The 19,890-nt window shown below is 53.7% G+C and carries 17 protein-coding genes; 12 read left to right on the plus strand and 5 right to left on the minus strand.

The window, feature by feature from the left end; genetic code table 11:
* The first annotated feature begins 14 nt into the window (after positions 1-14).
* Together SOM82_RS13615 and nfo are read left to right on the plus strand one after the other, a co-directional pair.
* The gene (locus SOM82_RS13615; protein ID WP_320459772.1) at positions 15-1,061 is read left to right on the plus strand and encodes a YeiH family protein; all 1,047 of its coding nucleotides are present in this window, start codon (positions 15-17) and stop codon (positions 1,059-1,061) included.
* 64 nt (positions 1,062-1,125) lie between these two features.
* Complete coding sequence (nfo, locus tag SOM82_RS13620) at positions 1,126-1,983, plus strand: deoxyribonuclease IV (RefSeq protein WP_154127386.1); 858 nt, start codon at positions 1,126-1,128, stop codon at positions 1,981-1,983.
* Positions 1,984-2,047: 64 nt separating this feature from the next.
* Here nfo and fruA read toward each other — a convergent pair whose 3' ends face one another.
* The 3 genes from fruA to fruB are packed head-to-tail and all read right to left on the minus strand — an operon-like array spanning position 2,048 to position 5,821.
* The gene (fruA, locus tag SOM82_RS13625) at positions 2,048-3,736 is read right to left on the minus strand and encodes a PTS fructose transporter subunit IIBC (protein WP_154127387.1); all 1,689 of its coding nucleotides are present in this window, start codon (positions 3,734-3,736) and stop codon (positions 2,048-2,050) included.
* A 16-nt stretch (positions 3,737-3,752) separates the two neighbouring features.
* Complete coding sequence (gene fruK / locus SOM82_RS13630; protein WP_154127388.1) at positions 3,753-4,691, minus strand: 1-phosphofructokinase; 939 nt, start codon at positions 4,689-4,691, stop codon at positions 3,753-3,755.
* Entirely contained in the window at positions 4,691-5,821 is a 1,131-nt protein-coding gene (gene fruB / locus SOM82_RS13635) for a fused PTS fructose transporter subunit IIA/HPr protein (RefSeq protein ID WP_320459771.1), read from the minus strand. Before fruB ends, fruK begins: the two co-directional genes overlap by 1 nt.
* 363 nt (positions 5,822-6,184) lie before the next feature.
* On the opposite strand from fruB, the gene setB reads away from it, so the two are divergent.
* Complete coding sequence (setB, locus tag SOM82_RS13640) at positions 6,185-7,366, plus strand: sugar efflux transporter SetB (protein WP_154127390.1); 1,182 nt, start codon at positions 6,185-6,187, stop codon at positions 7,364-7,366.
* Here the strand turns inward: setB and SOM82_RS13645 are convergent.
* Positions 7,363-7,617, minus strand: a complete 255-nt coding sequence (locus tag SOM82_RS13645) for a YkgJ family cysteine cluster protein (RefSeq protein WP_320459770.1) — start codon at positions 7,615-7,617, stop codon at positions 7,363-7,365. The two genes, setB and SOM82_RS13645, sit on opposite strands and share 4 nt — an antisense overlap.
* Positions 7,618-7,782: 165 nt before the next feature.
* Between SOM82_RS13645 and yeiP the strand changes: the two genes are divergently transcribed.
* Entirely contained in the window at positions 7,783-8,355 is a 573-nt protein-coding gene (gene yeiP, locus SOM82_RS13650) for an elongation factor P-like protein YeiP (RefSeq protein ID WP_154127392.1), read from the plus strand.
* A 46-nt stretch (positions 8,356-8,401) separates the two neighbouring features.
* Here the strand turns inward: yeiP and uxuA are convergent, their stop codons facing one another.
* Positions 8,402-9,592 carry a mannonate dehydratase gene (gene uxuA / locus SOM82_RS13655; protein ID WP_320459769.1) on the minus strand — a complete coding sequence of 397 codons (1,191 nt, stop codon included), beginning with the start codon at positions 9,590-9,592 and terminating at the stop codon, positions 8,402-8,404.
* A gap of 205 nt (positions 9,593-9,797) precedes the next feature.
* On the opposite strand from uxuA, the gene SOM82_RS13660 reads away from it, so the two are divergent.
* The 8 genes from SOM82_RS13660 (at position 9,798) to SOM82_RS13695 (ending at position 19,889) form a co-directional block, all read left to right on the plus strand.
* On the plus strand, positions 9,798-11,264 hold the full coding sequence (locus SOM82_RS13660; RefSeq protein WP_320459768.1) for a mannitol dehydrogenase family protein: 1,467 nt from the start codon (positions 9,798-9,800) through the stop codon (positions 11,262-11,264).
* A gap of 123 nt (positions 11,265-11,387) precedes the next feature.
* Entirely contained in the window at positions 11,388-12,374 is a 987-nt protein-coding gene (locus SOM82_RS13665; protein ID WP_320459767.1) for a CobW family GTP-binding protein, read from the plus strand.
* A gap of 34 nt (positions 12,375-12,408) precedes the next feature.
* The gene (locus SOM82_RS13670) at positions 12,409-13,125 is read left to right on the plus strand and encodes a phosphatase PAP2 family protein (RefSeq protein WP_320459861.1); all 717 of its coding nucleotides are present in this window, start codon (positions 12,409-12,411) and stop codon (positions 13,123-13,125) included.
* Positions 13,126-13,537: 412 nt separating this feature from the next.
* Positions 13,538-14,107: a bifunctional murein DD-endopeptidase/murein LD-carboxypeptidase gene (mepS, locus tag SOM82_RS13675; RefSeq protein ID WP_154127395.1), complete on the plus strand. Its 570-nt coding sequence runs from the start codon at positions 13,538-13,540 to the stop codon at positions 14,105-14,107.
* A 200-nt stretch (positions 14,108-14,307) separates the two neighbouring features.
* Positions 14,308-15,864, plus strand: coding sequence for a cyclic di-GMP phosphodiesterase (locus SOM82_RS13680; RefSeq protein ID WP_320459860.1), 1,557 nt, complete (start codon positions 14,308-14,310; stop codon positions 15,862-15,864).
* A 90-nt stretch (positions 15,865-15,954) separates the two neighbouring features.
* Entirely contained in the window at positions 15,955-17,760 is a 1,806-nt protein-coding gene (locus tag SOM82_RS13685) for an extracellular solute-binding protein (protein WP_320459766.1), read from the plus strand.
* A gap of 9 nt (positions 17,761-17,769) precedes the next feature.
* Positions 17,770-18,864, plus strand: coding sequence for a microcin C ABC transporter permease YejB (locus SOM82_RS13690; RefSeq protein WP_320459765.1), 1,095 nt, complete (start codon positions 17,770-17,772; stop codon positions 18,862-18,864).
* Positions 18,864-19,889 (plus strand): ABC transporter permease, encoded by a 1,026-nt coding sequence (locus SOM82_RS13695; protein ID WP_154127398.1) that lies wholly within the window; start codon positions 18,864-18,866, stop codon positions 19,887-19,889. The genes SOM82_RS13690 and SOM82_RS13695 overlap by 1 nt, the downstream gene beginning before the upstream one ends.
* Position 19,890 lies beyond the last annotated feature (1 nt).

The raw sequence follows: 19,890 nt of genomic DNA on the forward strand, positions 1-19,890 counted from the left end.
CAAAGGAGAAGGTTATGACTGAAATCACTCTGCAGCATCATCGTACAGTGTGGCACTACGTTCCAGGGCTGGCGTTAAGCGCATTGATCACCGGCGCAGCATTATGGGGAGGCAGCATTCCGGCTGTCGCCGGGGCGGGGTTTAGCGCCCTGACGCTGGCGATCTTGCTGGGCATGGTCGTCGGGAATACCGTTTACCCCAAAATCTGGAGCGCCTGCGACGGCGGCGTGTTATTTGCCAAACAGCACCTGCTGCGTCTGGGGATTATTCTGTATGGCTTTCGCCTCACATTTTCACAAATTGCAGACGTGGGGGTGAGCGGGATTGCGATCGACATCCTGACCCTCACCAGTACCTTTTTGCTGGCCTGCTTTATCGGCCAGAAAGTCTTTGGCCTGGATAAACAGACCAGCTGGTTGATTGGTGCGGGCAGCAGTATTTGTGGAGCCGCGGCGGTCCTGGCGACAGAACCGGTTGTGAAAGCAGAATCGAGCAAAGTCACCGTCGCCGTAGCAACGGTGGTGATTTTCGGGACGCTGGCGATTTTCCTCTATCCGGCCATGTATCCGCTGGTTGCGCACTGGTTTAGCCCGGAGGCCTACGGCATCTATATTGGCTCAACCATGCATGAAGTGGCGCAGGTGGTAGCGGCGGGTCATGCCATTAATCCGGATGCGGAAAATGCGGCGGTTATTGCCAAAATGCTGCGCGTCATGATGCTGGCACCGTTCCTGATTATTCTGGCGGCGCGTGTTAAACAGCTGGCCCCGGCGGGCAACGGAGAGAAAAGCAAGATCACCATCCCGTGGTTCGCCATTCTGTTTATCGTCGTGGCGGTGTTTAACTCCTTCCACCTGCTGCCAAAATCCGTGGTGAATATGCTGGTCACGCTGGATACCGTGATGCTGGCGATGGCGATGGCGGCGCTGGGGGTGACCACTCACGTCAGCGCGCTGAAAAAAGCGGGCGCAAAACCGCTGCTGATGGCACTGATACTCTTCATCTGGCTGATTATTGGCGGGGGCGCGATTAACCTTGCCGTCCACACTTTGATGGCATAAACCACTACGTCCTTCTCCTGTTAACCCGCTATCATAAGCGTTTCGGGTTAACAGGAGTCCCTTTATGAAATATGTTGGAGCGCACGTTAGCGCAGCGGGCGGACTGGCGAATGCCGCGATTCGCGCCGCCGAAATCGAGGCGACCGCTTTCGCCCTGTTCACCAAAAATCAGCGTCAGTGGCGCGCCGCCCCGCTCACCGCGGAAGTCATTGATGATTTCAAAGCCGCCTGTGAAAAATATCACTACGGGCCAGGGCAGATCCTTCCACACGACAGCTATCTCATTAACCTGGGTCATCCGGTACAGGAAGCGCTCGATAAATCACGCGAGGCATTTCTCGACGAACTGCAACGCTGCGAACAGCTTGGCCTGACGCTGCTGAACTTCCATCCGGGCAGCCATCTGATGCAGATTGACGAGGACGCCTGCCTGGCGCGTATCGCCGAATCCATCAACATCGCGCTGGCGCAAACCCAGGGTGTGACGGCAGTCATCGAAAACACCGCCGGTCAGGGCAGCAATCTTGGATTCAAATTTGAACATCTGGCGGCCATTATCGACGGCGTAGAAGATAAATCCCGCGTGGGCGTCTGTATCGACACCTGCCATGCCTTTGCCGCAGGCTACGACTTACGCAGCCGCGAAGAGTGCGAAAAAACCTTCGCGGAATTTGAGCGCATCGTGGGCTTTAAGTACCTGCGTGGCATGCACCTCAACGACGCCAAAAGCGCGTTCGGCAGCCGTGTTGACCGCCATCACAGCCTGGGTGAAGGCAATATTGGGCACGATGCATTCCGCTTTATCATGCAGGATACGCGTTTTGACGGGATCCCGATGGTACTGGAAACGGTCAATCCGGATATCTGGGCAGAAGAGATCGCCTGGCTGAAGGCGCAACAGACCGCAGAACAGGCGGCATAAAAAAAGCCGGGTCGCTTAAGCGCCCGGCTTTTGTTTTATTGGCCCGCAAAACCGGGCCAGTAAATTATGCCACTTTCGCGACCGCTTCTGCTTCCGGGCGTTTCAGCACCGCGTAAGACAGACCCGCCACCAGCGTACCCGCGATAATCGCGAACAGATAACCCAGAACCGGGGTAATCGCGCCTGGGATCAGCAGGACAAACAGACCGCCGTGCGGAGCCATCAGTTTTGCGCCAATGGCCATCGAGATTGCGCCAGTCACCGCACCGCCAACGATACAGCAAGGCAGGACACGCATTGGGTCACGGGCGGCGAACGGAATTGCCCCTTCAGTAATGAAGCACAGTCCCAATACCAGAGCCGCTTTGCCACCTTCTTGCTGTGCCTTGTCGAACTTACGACGAGCAATTATCGTTGCCAGGCCCAGCGCCAGAGGAGGCACCATACCCGCCGCCATGATCGCTGCCATCGGTGCATACGTCTGGGTACTCAGCAGGCCGACACCAAAGGCGTATGCCGCTTTATTGACCGGGCCACCCATATCGGTACACATCATGCCACCGAGGATTGCACCGAGCAGGACCGCATTAGCGGTACCCATGGTTTGCAGCCAGTGGGTCAGACCTTCGAGGATCCCGGCGACCGGTTTACCAATCAGGTAAATCATACCCAGGCCAACCACCAGGCTGGAAATCAGCGGGATGATCAGAATAGGTTTCAGCGCTTCCATACTTTGCGGCAATTTCAGCTTAGAGCTGATGGCCTTCGCCACATAGCCTGCGAGGAAACCGGCAATGATACCGCCGATAAAACCTGAACCGGTGCTCACTGCCAGCATCCCGCCGATAAGACCCGGGGTCAGACCCGGACGGTCAGCGATGGAAAATGCAATGTAACCGGCCAATACCGGCACCATCAGCGCGAACGCAGAGCCGCCGCCGATCTGCATCAACGCAGCCGCCAGCGTTCCCGGCTCTTTGAATGCTTCGATACCGAATGCAAACGAGAGCGCAATACACAGACCGCCCGCAACCACCATCGGCAGCATGTAAGACACGCCCGTCAACAGGTGACGGTACGCGCCCGCAGACTCTTTTTTACCGTCGGTTGCGGAAGATGCCGCTTTGCCCGTCGCCTGATAAGGACTGGCTTCTGCCAGCGCTTTATCAAACTCCTGCGACGTTTTCTTCAGCGCCAGACCGGTAGAGGTGCGATACATTGGCTTACCGGCAAATTTTGCCAGATCCACTTCGATATCAGCAGCAACAATCACCAGATCCGCTTCAGCCACTTCTTCTGGGGTAATCGCATTGCCAGCGCCCACAGAACCTCGGGTTTCCACCTTTACCCACCAGCCGCGTTTTTTCGCTTCGGTTTCAATAGCTTCTGCAGCCATAAAGGTGTGAGCCACGCCCGTCGGGCAGGCTGTGATGGCGACCACACGTTTCGGACCGTTAGCCGTCACAGCCGGAGCAGCGACGGGTGCGCTGTACACCTCTGCGTGACCTTTCGCTTCGCTCAGGAACAGCTCCGGATGCGCGACTGCGCGATTAATATCGCCCAGCCATACTTTTTTGCCGTTCAGCGCGCTGTCGGCAGGAATCTTATCGCCCAGCACGATAGCCAGTTCAGCATCGTTCGGGTTATCGACAATTTCAACATGTGCTTTGTGTGCCGCCGCGCCCAGCAGCGTCTTCGCCATGTAGGCGCGCGCCTGTCCGAGACCGGAATCAATGATCAGCAGCGTTTTCATTATGCCTCTCCTGCTGTTAGTTAAAAGGTTGTAAGTCAACGCGCGCCATCATCGCGGCCAACTGGGTACGTTCGGTAATACCAACATTGCTCTGGCTCACTGCCAGGGCGGCTACTGCGGTAGCAAGACGTAAAGTATGTTCACTGGATTCACGCATCAGCAGGCCGTAAATCAGTCCGCCAACCATGGAATCCCCGGCACCTACGGTGCTGACCACTTCCACCGACGGCGGTTTGGCGATCCATTCGCCAGACGCGTTAACCCACAGCGCGCCTTCTGCGCCCAGCGAAATCACCACGTGAGCGATACCCTGTTCACGCAGCGCATGGGCGGCTTCAATCACATCTTTTAATTCTGGCAGCTTACGGCCCGCCCAGATCTCAAGTTCACGACGATTGGGCTTGACCAGCCACGGCGAGGCTTTAAGGCCCGCCACCAACGCTTCACGGCTGCTGTCGAAAATAATGCATGGGCACTGACTACGCAGGCGCAGCATCCAGTCGGTGAACGCTTCCGGGCTGACGCCTGACGGCAGACTGCCGCTGACGCAAACCATATCGAACTGTCCAAGCCAGCTCAGAGAATCCGTCACAAAACGCTCCCAGTCTGCGCCCGTCACTTCAAACCCGGAGAAATTCAGGTCGGTGACTTCACCGTCTTTTTCCGTCAGCTTGACGTTAATACGGGTACGACCCTGAACGACCTGGAAGCGGTTGGCGATACCCAGTTCGCTGAACAGCTGCTGAAAACCATCCTGATTGTCTTTGCCGAGGAACCCGCCCACGGTCACGTCGATACCTAAATCTTTCAGCACTTTGGCAACGTTGATGCCTTTACCGGCTGCATGCAGACCGGTGGTGCGTACAAGGTTGACTTCGCCACGTTCAATTTCTGGCGTGAATCCGACCAGGTCATAGGCCGGGTTCAGGGTAATAGTGGCAACACGTCTGCTCATTATGCGCCCTCCCCCAGACCCGCAGCGATGGCGTCGCCAATCGCTTTCAGCGCCTGTTCAGCATCTGCACCCTGCGCGGTAAAGCGCAGGCGATGCCCTTTTTTGACGCCAAGAGCAACCACTTTCATCAGACTACGGCCATTTGCCGGTTTACCGGATCCATCGAGATTGGTCACGGTGATATCGCTTTCGAACTGCTTGATAGTATTGACCAGCATCGTGCCCGGACGAGCGTGAAGGCCGTGTTCATTACGCACCACAAACTCAGCGCTCAGGACGTCATCCGTTAGGGCGTCGTCACTGGTCAGCAGTGCCAGCAGCGTGGCGGCATCCGCATTCAGCAAGCGGTCAGCTTTGTTGTTCAGCAGTAAATCGCTCAGACGCTTCAGTACCGCTACCGGCTGTTCATCCGTCATTGCGACTGTCACCAGGACGGCTGCGCTTTCGCCATCTGCATCAAATGCAGACGCGGCGCGGCTCACCGCAACGGCACTGCGCAAATTGCCTTCAGCGCTGTCGTTCAGCCAGACGCCCTGACCCAGATTCAGCGGCTTATCATTAATGACGCGAGCGACAAATGCGGTATCGACAGTACCCGCTTCTTTCAGACGACCGGCGTTGAGGGCCTGTAATGTCACCAGATCGGAGGCCGCCACATCCAGCGTCAGCGTGTCGTTATCCAGCTTCAGCGCTTCGCTCTGCTTTTCACCCATCAGCAGCGCACGCAGTTCTTCTGCAGTGGTAGCTGATTGCAGCTGTTCAGTTACGGAGTCATCGCTCAGCACGTGCGTCAGCTGACGCAATAAGCCAAGATGCTCATCGCTGCTTGCCGCGATGCCGATGGCCACGTAAGCCACCTGCCCTTCGCCCCATAAAATACCTTGCGGGAACTGATACACCTGAACACCGGTTTTCAGCACCTGATCGCGGGTATCCGTGGTGCCATGTGGAATGGCGATCCCATTCCCCAGGAAGGTAGAGGTCTGCTGCTCTCGGGCCAGCATGCCGTCAACGTAGCCATTCGCAACGTTGCCTGCCTGCACAAGGGCAGCAGCAATCTTGCGAATCGCCTCTTCTTTATTACCGGCCTGTTCGCCGGGATGGATGTCTTGCACTGATAACTGGAACATGGTTCTCCTCTCTCGCTGAATTGAATCGTTTCAGCCTTAATGAGAAAAAATGCGCTAACCTGCTCCGTTAGTTAAACAAGATAGCGCTGAAACGTTTCAATGAGTCTTGCCTGTTACCGTTGAGCTTGCAAGAAAAGTTACATTTCTCGTTTAAGAATTTAGAAGTGCAGCACATTTCTTCAACATTTGCCCCACATTAGCTGACGCAGCAGGTTTTTCCGTCATTAAGCTTCAGCACACTTCAGCCTTTTAAAGAATTGAAATGCTATTTTGATTTTTCGTGGCGAATATGATCCCAACAGCTGTTTATTTTCTGACAAGCGGCGTAAACTTCGCCACTCTTCAAATCACTGATACAGAAACATGCATAACACCCCCGCTGCCGCCACACCAAAACCATTTGATCTGACGTCATCGGCGTTTTTAATTGTGGCCTTCCTCACCGGTATTGCCGGTGCGTTACAAACCCCAACGCTGAGTTTATTCCTCACCAACGAAGTCCACGCGCGTCCGGCAATGGTCGGTTTCTTCTTCACCGGCAGCGCCATTATCGGCATTCTGGTGAGCCAGTTTCTGGCAGGTCGTTCAGACCGAAAAGGCGACCGCAAAAGTCTGATTGTCTTTTGCTGCCTGCTCGGCGTTTTTGCCTGCATCCTGTTCGCCTGGAACCGTAACTATTTCGTTCTGCTGTTTGTCGGCGTGTTCCTCAGCAGCTTCGGCTCCACGGCCAACCCACAAATGTTTGCTCTTGCGCGTGAGCATGCAGATCGCACGGGCCGGGAAGCGGTCATGTTCAGCTCGATTTTGCGCGCCCAGGTCTCGCTGGCGTGGGTCATTGGCCCGCCGCTGGCGTATGCGCTGGCAATGGGATTCGGCTTTACCGTGATGTATCTGAGCGCCGCCGTTGCTTTCGTGGTGTGCGGGATTATGGTGTGGTTTTTCCTGCCGTCGATGCGCAAAGAGCCCAGACTTTCAACCAGCACCCTGGAAGCGCCCCGCCGTAATCGCCGCGATGCGCTGCTGCTGTTTATCGTCTGTACGCTGATGTGGGGAACCAACAGCCTCTATATCATCAATATGCCGCTGTTTATTATTGACGAGCTGCATCTGCCGGAGAAACTGGCGGGCATCATGATGGGGACCGCTGCGGGGCTGGAAATTCCGACGATGTTAATTGCGGGCTATTACGCCAGGCGCTTCGGGAAACGTTTCTTGATGCGTATTGCCGCGGTGGCGGGACTGTTGTTTTACACCGGAATGCTCACCGTCCACTCCCCGGCCTTACTGCTGGCGTTACAACTGCTGAACGCTATTTATATTGGCATTCTGGCGGGGATCGGCATGCTCTACTTCCAGGATCTGATGCCGGGTCAGGCGGGCGCAGCGACGACGCTGTATACGAATACCACGCGCGTGGGCTGGATTATTGCGGGTTCACTGGCGGGGGTTGTGGCAGAAATCTGGAGTTACCATACCGTGTTCTGGATTGCGCTGGCGATGTGCATCATGACGATCGGGTGTCTGACGCGCATTAAAGACGTTTAAGGCGCGGTAAGCGCCTCAAGCTCGAGGAGATAAACCATCGCGTGCGCCCGTGTTGCGCCGCACATCTCCTGTGAAGGCTGCAGCCCGGCGCACACCCTGGGACGCAAAGGCGAACCGAACAAATTGCACAGGTTGCGGTCAGAAAGTTGAACACAGCGGGTGTTGGCAGGCTTGCCGTCTGGCATCCCCGGAATCGGGCTTGAAATGGACGGTGCGGTACAGCACGCTCCACAGTCGGGACGGCAATCCATAAACGCTCTCTTTCATTCACTGAGGCCCGGGCCGTCGGGCATGGCGCGCACAGTAACACCTTTTGTGTATTGATAGCAAAAGCCACTAATTCCTCTTGCCTGAAAGGCTTCTCGCGAGTAATTTGGCGCGATATTTTTTACCTCCCAGTAAACAGGATTACTGCAATGCCAAGAGCGAACGAAATTAAGAAAGGTATGGTACTGAATTACAACGGCAAGCTGCTGATTGTGAAAGACATTGATATTCAATCCCCCAGCGCCCGTGGCGCAGCGACGCTGTACAAAATGCGCTTTGCCGATGTGCGTACCGGCCTGAAAGTTGAAGAGCGTTTCAAGGGTGACGATATCGTTGATACCGTTACGCTGACCCGCCGCTTCGTTGACTTCTCCTATGTGGATGGCAACGAATACGTGTTTATGGATAAAGAAGACTACACGCCGTACACCTTTACCAAAGACCAGATTGAAGAAGAGCTGCTGTTTATTCCTGAAGGCGGAATGCCGGATATGCAGGTTCTGACCTGGGATGGCCAGCTGTTAGCGCTGGAACTGCCGCAGACCGTTGATCTGGAAATCGTCGAAACCGCACCAGGCATTAAAGGCGCCTCCGCCAGCGCGCGCAACAAACCCGCCACACTGACGACCGGTCTGGTCGTTCAGGTTCCGGAATACCTCTCTGCAGGCGAGAAGATCCGCATCCATATCGAAGAAAAACGCTATATGGGTCGCGCAGACTAATCATAAAAAAACCCGGCTATTGCCGGGTTTTCTTTTATTGCCGTTGTTACAGCAGATCAGGGTATTTGGTCATTTTCAGCGCCAGCTCTACGCCACGCACTTCAGCCATCCCTTTCAGACGCCCAATCGCCGAATAGCCTGGATTGGTTTTTTTACGCAGATCGTCCAGCATCTGATGTCCGTGATCCGGACGGAATGGAATAGGACGTAAATCCCCTGCATTCTTACGGCGCAGTTCTTCGCCCAGAATGGCGTCCACGACTGCCACCATATTGACGTCACCGCCCAGGTGCGCGGCTTCGTGGAAGGTTTTTGGATTATCTTCACGACACGTCGCGCGCAGATGGGTGAAATGAATCCGATCGCCGAAGGTTTCGATCATCTGTACTAAATCATTATCTGCCCGCACGCCATAAGAGCCGGTACACATGGTGAAACCGTTGTGGATACTGTCCACGGTCTCTTTCAGCCATTGCATATCTTCAATGGTAGAAACAATACGCGGCAGACCGAGGATAGGACGCGGTGGATCGTCCGGGTGCACGGCAAGTCGCAAACCCGATGCTTCTGCCACGGGCACAATCGCGCGCAGGAAATAAGCCATGTTTTCGCGCAGCTGGTTTTTGTCGATATCACCGTATTCCGCCAGACGGGCGCGGAACTGGTCCAGCGTATAGCCCTCTTCCGCACCCGGCAGGCCGGCGATAATATTGCGGGTCAGTTTTTCGATATCCGCTTCACTGGCATCGTTAAACCATTGCTGCGCCTGCTGCTGTTCCTCGGCGGAATAATCCGCGTCGGCACCAGGACGCTTCAGGATGTGCAGCTCAAAGGCGGCAAAAGCAATTTGATCGAAACGCAATGCTTTAGAGCCGTCCGGCAGCTGATATTCGAGATCGGTGCGCGTCCAGTCCAGGATCGGCATAAAGTTGTAGCAAACCGTATCAATACCGCAGGCCGCCAGGTTACGGATACTCTGCTGATAGTGAGCAATCCAGGTCTCAAACTCCCCGGAATGGGTTTTGATATCTTCATGCACCGGAATACTTTCGACGACCGACCAGGTCAGCCCTTTTTCGGCCAGTATAGCCTGACGCTTTTTGATCTCTTCTACCGGCCAGACCTGACCATTGGGAATATGGTGCAGTGCGGTGACAACACCCGTTGCGCCAGCCTGACGCACATCATCAAGAGAAACCGGATCATTCGGTCCATACCAACGCCAGGTTTGTTCCATCGCCTAACCCTCTAAAGTTGTTATACCAATATATGTAACCACAATGACGACTACCATACATGTTTGCCAAAAACGGTCAATCCTCGCCGCCGCATTGATTGATCCAACTCACATAAACGGGATAATTACGGCTTACCAATTCTATTTGCTGTCATATAACTTTACACTGACATTGTTAATTAATGGTTAATCAGGTGTTTACTTCATGAAGACAATTGCCTCCGTTTCCCTTCCTTCGCAGGTGCAACAACCGCAATACGATCGCTCGCAGCTCCGCTCTCGTATCGTTCATTTCGGTTTTGGTGCCTTTCACCGCGCACATCAGGCGTTGTTAACAAACCGCGTGCTTAATGCAAAAGGGGGTGACTGGGGCATCTGTGAGATCAGTCTTTTCAGCGGCGATACCCTGATGAGCCAGCTGCGCGCTCAGGATCACCTTTTTACCGTGCTGGAAAAAGGCGCAGACGGGAACCAGCCGATCATCGTGGGCGCGGTGCATGAATGCCTGAACGCCAGGCTCGATTCGCTGGCGGCCATTATCGAAAAATTCTGCGAGCCGCAGGTAGCGATTGTCTCGCTGACGATCACTGAAAAAGGATATTGCATCGATCCGGCGACCGGCAAGCTGGATACGCAAAATGCACGGATTGCTCATGATCTTGAAAACCCGTCAGAACCGCATTCTGCGCCGGGCATTCTGGTTGAAGCGCTACATCGCCGTCGTGAGCGCGGCCTGGCGCCCTTCACCGTATTGTCCTGCGATAATATTCCTGACAACGGTCATGTGGTCAAAAATGCGGTTCTCGGGATGGCAGAGAAGCGCTCACCGGCGCTGGCCGAGTGGATTGCGGCTAACGTGAGTTTTCCGGGAACGATGGTCGACAGAATTGTCCCGGCGGCGACCGAGCAATCCCTCGCAGAAATCACGCAGGAGCTGGGCGTGGAAGATCCCTGCGCCATTAGCTGCGAGCCGTTTGTGCAGTGGGTGGTTGAAGATAACTTCGTGGCAGGCCGTCCGGAATGGGAGATCGCAGGCGTACAAATGGTGCAGGACGTTTTGCCCTGGGAACAGATGAAGTTGCGCATGCTGAACGGCAGCCACTCTTTCCTGGCGTATCTGGGTTACCTTGCCGGCTATGCCCACATTAACGACTGCATGCAGGACGATGCCTTCCGGGAGGCCGCGCGCCGCCTGATGCTCGATGAACAGGCCCCGACGCTACGAATCACCGGGGTCGATCTCACTGACTATGCCGACAGCCTGCTGACCCGATTTGCGAATCCGGCTTTGCAGCATCGCACCTGGCAGATCGCGATGGACGGAAGCCAGAAACTCCCTCAACGCATGCTGGACGGCGTTCGTGTCCATCAGCAACGCAACAGCGCCTGGCCCTTACTGGCGCTGGGGATCGCCGGCTGGATGCGTTATGTCAGCGGTGTGGATGATAAGGGTAACAGCATTGATATTCGCGATCCGCTGAGCGATAAAATCCGTGGACTCGTTGAAACCAGCAGCGACGCGGAGCGCGTCAGCGCCCTGCTCACGCTGAGTGAAATATTTGGTACTGATTTGCCCCAGAACCCGCGCTTTGTCGATGCCATTCAACAGGCCTGGCAGCGTATTGCGCGTAACGGCGCGCGTCAGGCGGTGAATGAGACGCTCATGCTTTAACCCTTCTTGCTGCTTATGCGCGTGGAGAGCTTTCCGCGCGCATAAGCCCCTTCACATCACTGTCTTTTTTCGCCAGGATTACTGATAATTGTTCGCGAATGACGATTATCTCCTGGAGCGCATGTGACCAAAACCAATCTGGTAACCGGTTTTCTCGGTAGCGGAAAAACTACCTCAATCCTTCATCTGCTGGCCCATAAAGATCCTTCAGAAAAATGGGCTGTGCTGGTCAACGAATTCGGTGAAATCGGAATTGATGGCGCACTACTGGCCGACAATGGCGCAATGGTCAAAGAGATCCCCGGCGGATGCATGTGTTGCATCAACGGCTTACCGATGCAGGTGGGGCTGAATACGCTGCTGCGTCTGGGAAAACCGGACCGGTTGATTATTGAACCTACCGGTTTAGGCCACCCAAAACAGATCCTCGATCTGCTCACTGCTCCGGTGTATGAGCCGTGGATCGACCTTCGCGCGACGCTGTGTCTGGTCGATCCCCGCCAGTTGCTGGATGAGAAAGTGGTACAGAATGAAAACTTCCGTGACCAGCTGGCTTGCGCCGATATTATCGTCGCCAATAAAGAAGACCGCGCAACCCAGGAGAGTCGTGAAGCCTTTGATTTCTGGTGGCAACATTTCGGCGGCGATCGTCAGTTCGTCATGGCGACGCAGGGCGAGATTGACAACAGCCTGCTTGATCTCCCGCGTCGTAACAGCGTCGAGCTTCTTGCCAGCGCCGCGCATTCTCACGCTCATGGCGAGAAAAAAGGGCTGGCGGCGTTAAGTCTTCCGGCGCATCAACGCTGGCGTCGCAGCCTGAACAGCGGTCAGGGACACCAGGCCTGTGGCTGGATTTTTGATGCCGATACCCGCTTTGACACCATTGGCATCCTTGAGTGGGCCAGACTCGCCCCTGTCGAGCGCGTCAAAGGCGTGATGCGAACGCAAGATGGGCTGGTCAGGATCAATCGTCAGGGCGCGGATTTCTTCATTGAAACGCAAAATGTTGCGCCGCCAGACAGTCGAATAGAGTTAATTAGTGCGGTTAACACGGACTGGAACGTGCTTCAGGCCAGCTTGTTGAGGCTTCGTTTAACTTCCAGCGACTAACGTTGCTCTCGACTAAACTGCTTTGCATATGAAAATGATTAAAAAACTTCCCCTGATATTACTGCTCAACGCTGCCGGTCTGGCGCTCTTTTTATCCTGGTATTTGCCGGTGAATCATGGCTTTTGGTTCCCGGTGGATTTGGGCATTTTTCATTTCTTCAATGAACAGCTGGTCAAAAGTCATGCGATATTATGGCTGGTGGCCATCACCAACAATCGCGCCTTTGATGGCTGTTCACTGCTGGCGATGGGCTGCTTAATGCTCTCTTTCTGGTTGAAAGAAGATGCCGCCGAACGCCGCCGCATTATCATCATCGGCCTGGTGATGCTGCTGACCGCCGTGGTGATTAATCAGCTGGCACAGGGGTTGATGCCGGTCAAGCGCTCCAGCCCAACGCTGTTCTTCCCGGATGTTCACCGTGTGAGTGAATTACTGCATATCTCCACCAAAGATGCGTCTAAAGACAGTTTCCCAGGCGATCACGGAATGATGCTGCTTATTTTCTCAGCATTCATGCTTCGCTATTTCGGCAGAAAAGCCTTCTTCATTGGCCTCATTATTGTTGTGGTTTTCGCATTCCCACGCGTAATGATTGGCGCGCACTGGCTGACTGATATTGTTGTTGGATCGCTTTCCGCTGTGTTGATTGGTCTGCCATGGTGCTTAATGACCCCTGTGAGCGATCGCCTTATTGCCCTTTTCGATCGCTATTTACCCGGTAAACGCAACAAACCAGAAACAAATAACTAACCGAAATTAACACCATCTATCAGGGATCGTTTTCGATCCCTGGCTATTTCCCCGCCGACACTGTCCCCGGATGTCATATTCTCGTAATATCATTCATGAGATAAATGAAAGCATTGCGTGATATTTAACCTAAATTGACGATATTTTAAGCAATCCCATTTAATCGCTTTCTCTATCACAATTTCTTATAAAAAATCGTTTTTTTTTGCTCGCATTGCCTAAGCCAATCGGTTAATCTCGAACTCGTTTTGCCTCACAGAGATAATTATTCTCAGCATAAATAAGTTTGTGCGTTAGAGCACAGATTTGGCCATAAAGAATTGTCTCATTGTGCGCAGGTATTTAGTCTCGTCACGTTTGGCATTTTTATAACGATATTTATCGTTAAGGACTTCAAGGGAAAATAATCACAATGGTCAAATCTCAACCGATTTTGAGATATATCTTGCGGGGAATCCCGGCAATAGCAGTGGCGGTACTGCTGTCTGCATGTAGTTCGACAAACACCGCAAATAATATGCATCCTGAGACGCGTGTTGTGGGCATGGAAGATGCCTCGTCACTGCAAGCCTCTCAGGATGAATTTGAGAATATGGTGCGTAATCTGGACGTTAAGTCCCGCATTATGGATCAATATGCTGACTGGAAAGGCGTGCGCTATCGCCTTGGCGGCAGCACCAAGAAAGGTATTGATTGTTCCGGCTTTGTACAGCGTACATTCCGCGAGCAGTTTGGCTTAGATCTGCCACGTTCTACCTACGAACAGCAGGAAATGGGTAAATCAATCTCTCGTACGAAACTGCGTACAGGCGATCTGGTTCTCTTCCGCGCAGGTTCAACCGGTCGTCACGTTGGTATCTATATCGGTAACGACCAGTTTGTTCACGCGTCCACCAGCAGCGGTGTGACCATTTCCAGCATGAACGAGCCTTACTGGAAGAAGCGCTATAACGAAGCGCGCCGCGTTCTGAGCCGCAGTTAATCGGTCATGTTGCGGGTTATCCCTTGGCTTGCAACGTGATAAAAAAAGCACTGCTTCGGCGGTGTTTTTTTTCGCCTGTTCGAAACCCGTTTAGCGGTCCATCGATATGACTGGTTAAGAAAAACCAGGCTATAGTCTTGTAAATATGTAAGTTTGGCCGTTCTGCAGGAACCGACGGCAATCCAGGAACAATGACGTTTATGTTCACCCGTTTCTTTTCCACCAGCCGCAAAGTTCTGACAGGAAGCATTCTTGCAGGCATTATTGTCGCCCTGCTATGCGGAACGCTGCAGTTTTTCCTGAGCTACCATAAGCGGGAAGTTAAGTTCGATACCCTTATCGTCGACCTGCGTAGCTATATGGAAAGCTATTTCTCCGATCTCAAACAGTCTATTGATACGCTGCAACCGTATACCCTGAATAATTGCCAGGATGTCAGCGCTGAGCTGACCTCTCGCGCCGCTTTTAGCCTTAACGTCCGTGCTTTTTTACTGGTCAGAGATAACATTGCGTTTTGCTCTTCTGCCACTGGCCCGATGAATGTTCCGCTTCAGGAACTCATTCCCAAACTGGATACCCGCAAGCGCGTCGATATGGAGCTTCTGGCCGGTACGCCAATGTTGCCGGAAAAACCCGCGATTGCGATCTGGTATCAAAATCCGTTGGTAAAAAGTGGCGGTGTCTTTACCTCCATCAACATTAATCTGACGCCATATATGCTCTATACCGCGCGTCAGGATGAATTTGCCAGTGTGGCGGTCATTGTGGGTGATTTGGCGCTTTCCACTTCGTCAGGTCGTCTGGTACATGTTAATGACCTGCATGAAACGGCCATCCGCAGTACCACACTCAACGATTTACCGCTGACCATCAATCTGTATGCAAAGGCGTGGACCACTGAAGAAATCTTATTTGCGCTGTTCTTTGGGCTGATCTGCGGAATTGCTGCGGGAACGCTCTCCTATTACATTCTCACGATTCGTTTGCATCCGGGTAAAGAGATCCTGATGGCCATTAAACGCGGTCAGTTCTACGTGGTTTATCAGCCAGTCGTCGATGCCAAAGAGTTGAAGATGCAGGGCGTTGAAGTCCTGATGCGCTGGCGACATCCCGTAATGGGTGAGATCCCGCCGGATGCATTTATCAACTTTGCCGAAGCGCAAAAACTGATTGTTCCTCTGACGCTGCATCTTTTTGAGTTAATTATTCGCGATGCCCCCTTGCTGCAAACGGTCCTGCCTGCTGGCGCCAAACTGGGTATTAACATTGCACCAGGGCATCTGCATGCCGAAAGCTTTAAAGAGGATATGCGCCGATTCAGCGAATCATTACCCGCGGATCACTTCCAGGTGGTGCTCGAGGTCACCGAGCGCGACATGATTAATCAGCTTGAAGCGACTCCGCTCTTTGAATGGTTACACCGTGAAGGTTTTGAAATTGCGATAGACGATTTCGGCACGGGCCATAGTGCGCTGATTTATCTGGAACGTTTCGCGATGGACTATCTCAAAATTGATCGCGGTTTTGTGAACGCCATTGGTACGGAAACGGTCACCTCTCCGGTGCTTGATGCCGTGCTGACGCTGGCCCGACGGCTGAATATGGTAACCGTCGCTGAAGGTGTCGAAACGCCTGAACAAGCGGCATGGCTTCGCGAGCACGGCGTCAATTACCTGCAGGGGTACTGGATAAGCCGTCCGATGCCGCTGGAGATGTTCCTCAAATGGCAGCCTGATATCGCGAAAAATAGTGAATAATTTCACAATCATCGCTTCGTCACTTATTATTCAGCTTAACAAAAAGCCTCACCGCGTGTGAGCCAGAATATAATGAGGGATACGCTGCGAATGTCTATACGCTCCGTTTTGATGTTACTGGCGTTCTTCAGCGTGACCAGCCAGGCGCAGACCATTAAAGAGAGTTACGCGCTCGCGGTGCTGGGCGAGCCGAAATACGACACCCATTTTACCCATTTTGATTACGTCAATCCCGCAGCGCCAAAAGGCGGGAATGTCACGCTCTCCGCTACCGGCACCTTCGATAACTTCAACCGTTTTGCGCTTCGCGGTGTGGCTGCAGAACGAACCGACGCACTGTACGATACGCTGTTTGTTACCTCCGACGATGAGCCTGGTAGCTACTACCCGCTTGTCGCGGAGATGGTGCGCTATGCCGATGATTTTTCGTGGGCGGAAGTCACTCTCAATCCGCGAGCGCGTTTTCACGATGGCTCTTCGGTGAAAGCCAGCGATGTCGCTTTTACCTTTCACAAATTTATGACGGAAGGGGTACCCCAGTTTCGCCTGGTGTTTAAAGGGGCGACTGTCAAAGCCATTGCCCCGTTAACCGTGCGCATTGAACTGGCGGAGCCGGGAAAAGAGAGCATCTTGAGCCTGCTCTCGCTGCCGGTAATGCCGGAATCCTTCTGGAAAGATCATAAACTGAGCGACCCGCTCTCTACGCCGCCGCTGGCTGGCGGTCCCTATCGCATCACCAGCTGGCGAATGGGGCAATATGTTGTCTATTCTCGCGTCAAAGATTACTGGGCCGCAGATTTGCCGGTTAACCGCGGTCGCTGGAACTTCGATACTATCCGCTATGACTACTATCTCGACGATAACGTCGCCTTTGAAGCCTTCAAGGCGGGTGCGTTTGATATGCGCCAGGAAGTCAGCGCCAAAAACTGGGCAACTCGCTATGTCGGCAAAAACTTCGCGAACCGCTATATCGTCAAAGACGAACAAAAAAACGAATCTGCCCAGGACACCCGCTGGCTGGCATTTAATATTCAGCGGCCGGTATTTGCCGACAGACGCGTTCGCCAGGCAATTTCTTTAGCCTTCGATTTTGAATGGATGAATAAAGCGCTGTTTTATAGTGCCTACAGCCGAACCAACAGCTATTTCCAGAATACCGAATACGCTGCGCGCCATTATCCGGATGCCGCAGAGCTGACGCTGCTTGCGCCGCTGAAAGCAGAAATACCGCCAGAAGTTTTCACGACCATCTATGAGCCACCCGCGTCAAAAGGTGACGGTTACGATCGTGCTAATTTGCTCAAAGCCAGCAAGCTGCTGGACGATGCGGGCTGGGTGTTAAAAAATCAGAAACGCGTTGATACCCGTAGCGGAAAATCGCTCAGTTTTGAGCTGTTACTCTCTTCCGGCGGCAATAACCAATGGGTCCTCCCCTTCCAGCACAATCTGGAGCGTCTGGGGATCACCATGGAGATCCGCCAGGTTGATAATGCTCAGATAACCAACCGGATGCGTAGCCGCGACTACGATATGATGCCGCGCATATGGCAAGCGCAGCCGTGGCCAGGCACCAATCTGCGGATCTCCTGGGCCTCCGACTATATCAACTCGTCCTACAATGCTCCCGGCGTCCAAAGCCCGGTCATCGACACTCTTATTGCGCAAATCATTGCCGCGCAGGGAAATAAAGATAAGCTGGTCCCGCTGGGACGCGCGCTCGATCGCGTATTGACCTGGAACGCCTACATGCTGCCAATGTGGTTTATGGGTGAAGATCGCCTCGCCTACTGGGATAAATTTTCGATGCCCGCCGTTCGGCCGATTTACGCGCTGGGGTTCGATAACTGGTGGTATGACGTCAATAAAGCCGCAAAACTGCCTGCTGAGCGGCGCTAAGGATTAACGATGGGCGCTTACCTGATACGACGTTTACTGCTGATCATCCCTACGCTGTGGGCGATCATCACGATTAATTTTTTTATTGTCCAAATCGCGCCCGGTGGCCCGGTCGATCAGGCTATTGCGGCGATTGAGTTTGGTAACAGCAGCGGCCTGCCGGGAGGCAGTGAGGAAGGCCTGCGCGCCAGTCATGCACAAACCGGAGCGGGAAACATCAGCGACAGCCACTACCGCGGCGGGCGCGGCCTGGATCCAGAGGTCATCGCCGAGATCACCCACCGTTACGGTTTTGATAAACCTATGCATGAACGCTATTTCAAAATGCTCTGGGATTACGTTCGCTTTGATTTTGGCGACAGCCTGTTTCGCAGCGCATCCGTCTTGCAGCTCATCAAAGACAGTTTACCGGTGTCTGTGACCCTGGGATTATGGGGGACGTTAATTATTTATCTGGTCTCCATTCCGTTAGGGATACGCAAAGCGGTCTACAACGGCAGCCGATTCGACATCTGGAGCAGCACCTTCATTATTATCGGCTACGCCATTCCCGCGTTTCTTTTCGCCGTGCTGTTAATTGTCTTTTTTGCCGGCGGCAGCTATTTCGATCTCTTCCCGCTGCGCGGGCTGGTTTCCGCCGACTTTAGCTCGCTGCCGTGGTATCAGAAAATCACCGATTATCTCTGGCATATCACATTGCCAGTGCTGGCGACCGTCATTGGCGGATTTGCAGCGCTGACCATGCTGACCAAAAACGCTTTTCTGGATGAAATCCGAAAGCAGTACGTGGTGACCGCACGGGCGAAAGGCGTAAGCGAAAAACAGATCATGTGGAAACATGTATTCCGGAACGCCATGCTGCTGGTCATTGCCGGTTTTCCCGCCACCTTCATCAGTATGTTTTTCACCGGCTCGCTGCTGATTGAGGTGATGTTCTCCCTCAACGGGCTTGGCCTGCTGGGTTACGAAGCCACCGTCTCGCGCGACTATCCCGTGATGTTCGGTACGCTCTATATTTTCACCCTGATCGGCCTGCTGCTGAATATCGTCAGTGATATCAGCTATACACTGGTCGATCCGCGCATTGATTTTGAGGGCCGCTGATGCTCCATTTAAGCCCCGTGAACCACGCCCGCTGGGCGCGTTTTCGCCATAACCGTCGCGGTTACTGGTCGCTGTGGATCTTTTCCGTGCTGTTTGTGTTGAGCCTGTGCGCAGAACTGATTGCCAACGACAAACCGCTGCTGGTGCATTTCAACGATCGCTGGTATACGCCGGTGCTCACCAACTACAGCGAAAGCGATTTTGGCGGTCCGTTTGCCACACCCGCGGACTATCAGGACCCGTGGCTACGTGAGCAGATTCAACACCACGGCTGGGCGCTTTGGGCTCCGATCCGCTTTGGCGCAAACAGCATTAACTTTTCCACCGCCACGCCCTTCCCTTCAGCGCCATCGGCACAGAACTGGCTGGGTACGGACGCTAACGGAGGGGATGTACTGGCGCGTATCCTCTACGGAACGCGGATCTCCATTCTGTTTGGGCTGATGCTAACGCTGTTTTCAAGCGTGATGGGCGTCGTCGCGGGAGCGATTCAGGGCTACTATGGCGGGAAAATTGATTTATGGGGACAGCGCTTTATCGAAGTCTGGTCAGGCATGCCGACGCTGTTTTTGATTATTCTGCTGTCGAGCGTAATCCAGCCAAACTTCTGGTGGCTGCTGGGTATTACCGTGCTCTTTGGCTGGATGGCGCTGGTCGGCGTAGTGCGAGCGGAATTTTTGCGTACCCGTAATTTCGATTACATCCGCGCCGCGCAGGCGCTTGGAGTCAGCGATCGCAGCATTATCTTCCGCCATATGCTGCCCAATGCCGTAGTCGCCACGCTGACCTTTCTGCCTTTTATTCTGTGCAGCTCAATTACCACTCTTACCTCACTGGATTTTCTCGGTTTTGGTTTGCCACTCGGCTCACCATCTCTCGGAGAACTGCTGTTACAGGGCAAAAATAACCTACAGGCTCCCTGGCTGGGTATTACGGCGTTTCTTTCTGTTGCCGTGCTGCTCTCGCTACTGATTTTTATTGGCGAAGCGGTGCGCGATGCCTTCGATCCCAACAAGGCGGTATAAG

It is taken from the genome of Lelliottia sp. CFBP8978, from assembly GCF_034046055.2.
Lineage (GTDB): Bacteria > Pseudomonadota > Gammaproteobacteria > Enterobacterales > Enterobacteriaceae > Enterobacter.

Coding starts and splice junctions, on each gene's coding strand:
- SOM82_RS13690 (WP_320459765.1), top strand. CDS start 17,770: ATGGGCGCTTACCTGATACGACGTTTACTGCTGATCATCCCTACGCTG.
- SOM82_RS13685 (WP_320459766.1), top strand. CDS start 15,955: ATGTCTATACGCTCCGTTTTGATGTTACTGGCGTTCTTCAGCGTGACC.
- uxuA (WP_320459769.1), bottom strand. CDS start 9,592: ATGGAACAAACCTGGCGTTGGTATGGACCGAATGATCCGGTTTCTCTT.
- SOM82_RS13660 (WP_320459768.1), top strand. CDS start 9,798: ATGAAGACAATTGCCTCCGTTTCCCTTCCTTCGCAGGTGCAACAACCG.
- setB (WP_154127390.1), top strand. CDS start 6,185: ATGCATAACACCCCCGCTGCCGCCACACCAAAACCATTTGATCTGACG.
- fruB (WP_320459771.1), bottom strand. CDS start 5,821: ATGTTCCAGTTATCAGTGCAAGACATCCATCCCGGCGAACAGGCCGGT.
- SOM82_RS13670 (WP_320459861.1), top strand. CDS start 12,409: ATGATTAAAAAACTTCCCCTGATATTACTGCTCAACGCTGCCGGTCTG.
- fruK (WP_154127388.1), bottom strand. CDS start 4,691: ATGAGCAGACGTGTTGCCACTATTACCCTGAACCCGGCCTATGACCTG.
- SOM82_RS13680 (WP_320459860.1), top strand. CDS start 14,308: ATGTTCACCCGTTTCTTTTCCACCAGCCGCAAAGTTCTGACAGGAAGC.
- SOM82_RS13615 (WP_320459772.1), top strand. CDS start 15: ATGACTGAAATCACTCTGCAGCATCATCGTACAGTGTGGCACTACGTT.
- mepS (WP_154127395.1), top strand. CDS start 13,538: ATGGTCAAATCTCAACCGATTTTGAGATATATCTTGCGGGGAATCCCG.
- yeiP (WP_154127392.1), top strand. CDS start 7,783: ATGCCAAGAGCGAACGAAATTAAGAAAGGTATGGTACTGAATTACAAC.
- SOM82_RS13695 (WP_154127398.1), top strand. CDS start 18,864: ATGCTCCATTTAAGCCCCGTGAACCACGCCCGCTGGGCGCGTTTTCGC.
- SOM82_RS13645 (WP_320459770.1), bottom strand. CDS start 7,617: ATGGATTGCCGTCCCGACTGTGGAGCGTGCTGTACCGCACCGTCCATT.
- fruA (WP_154127387.1), bottom strand. CDS start 3,736: ATGAAAACGCTGCTGATCATTGATTCCGGTCTCGGACAGGCGCGCGCC.
- nfo (WP_154127386.1), top strand. CDS start 1,126: ATGAAATATGTTGGAGCGCACGTTAGCGCAGCGGGCGGACTGGCGAAT.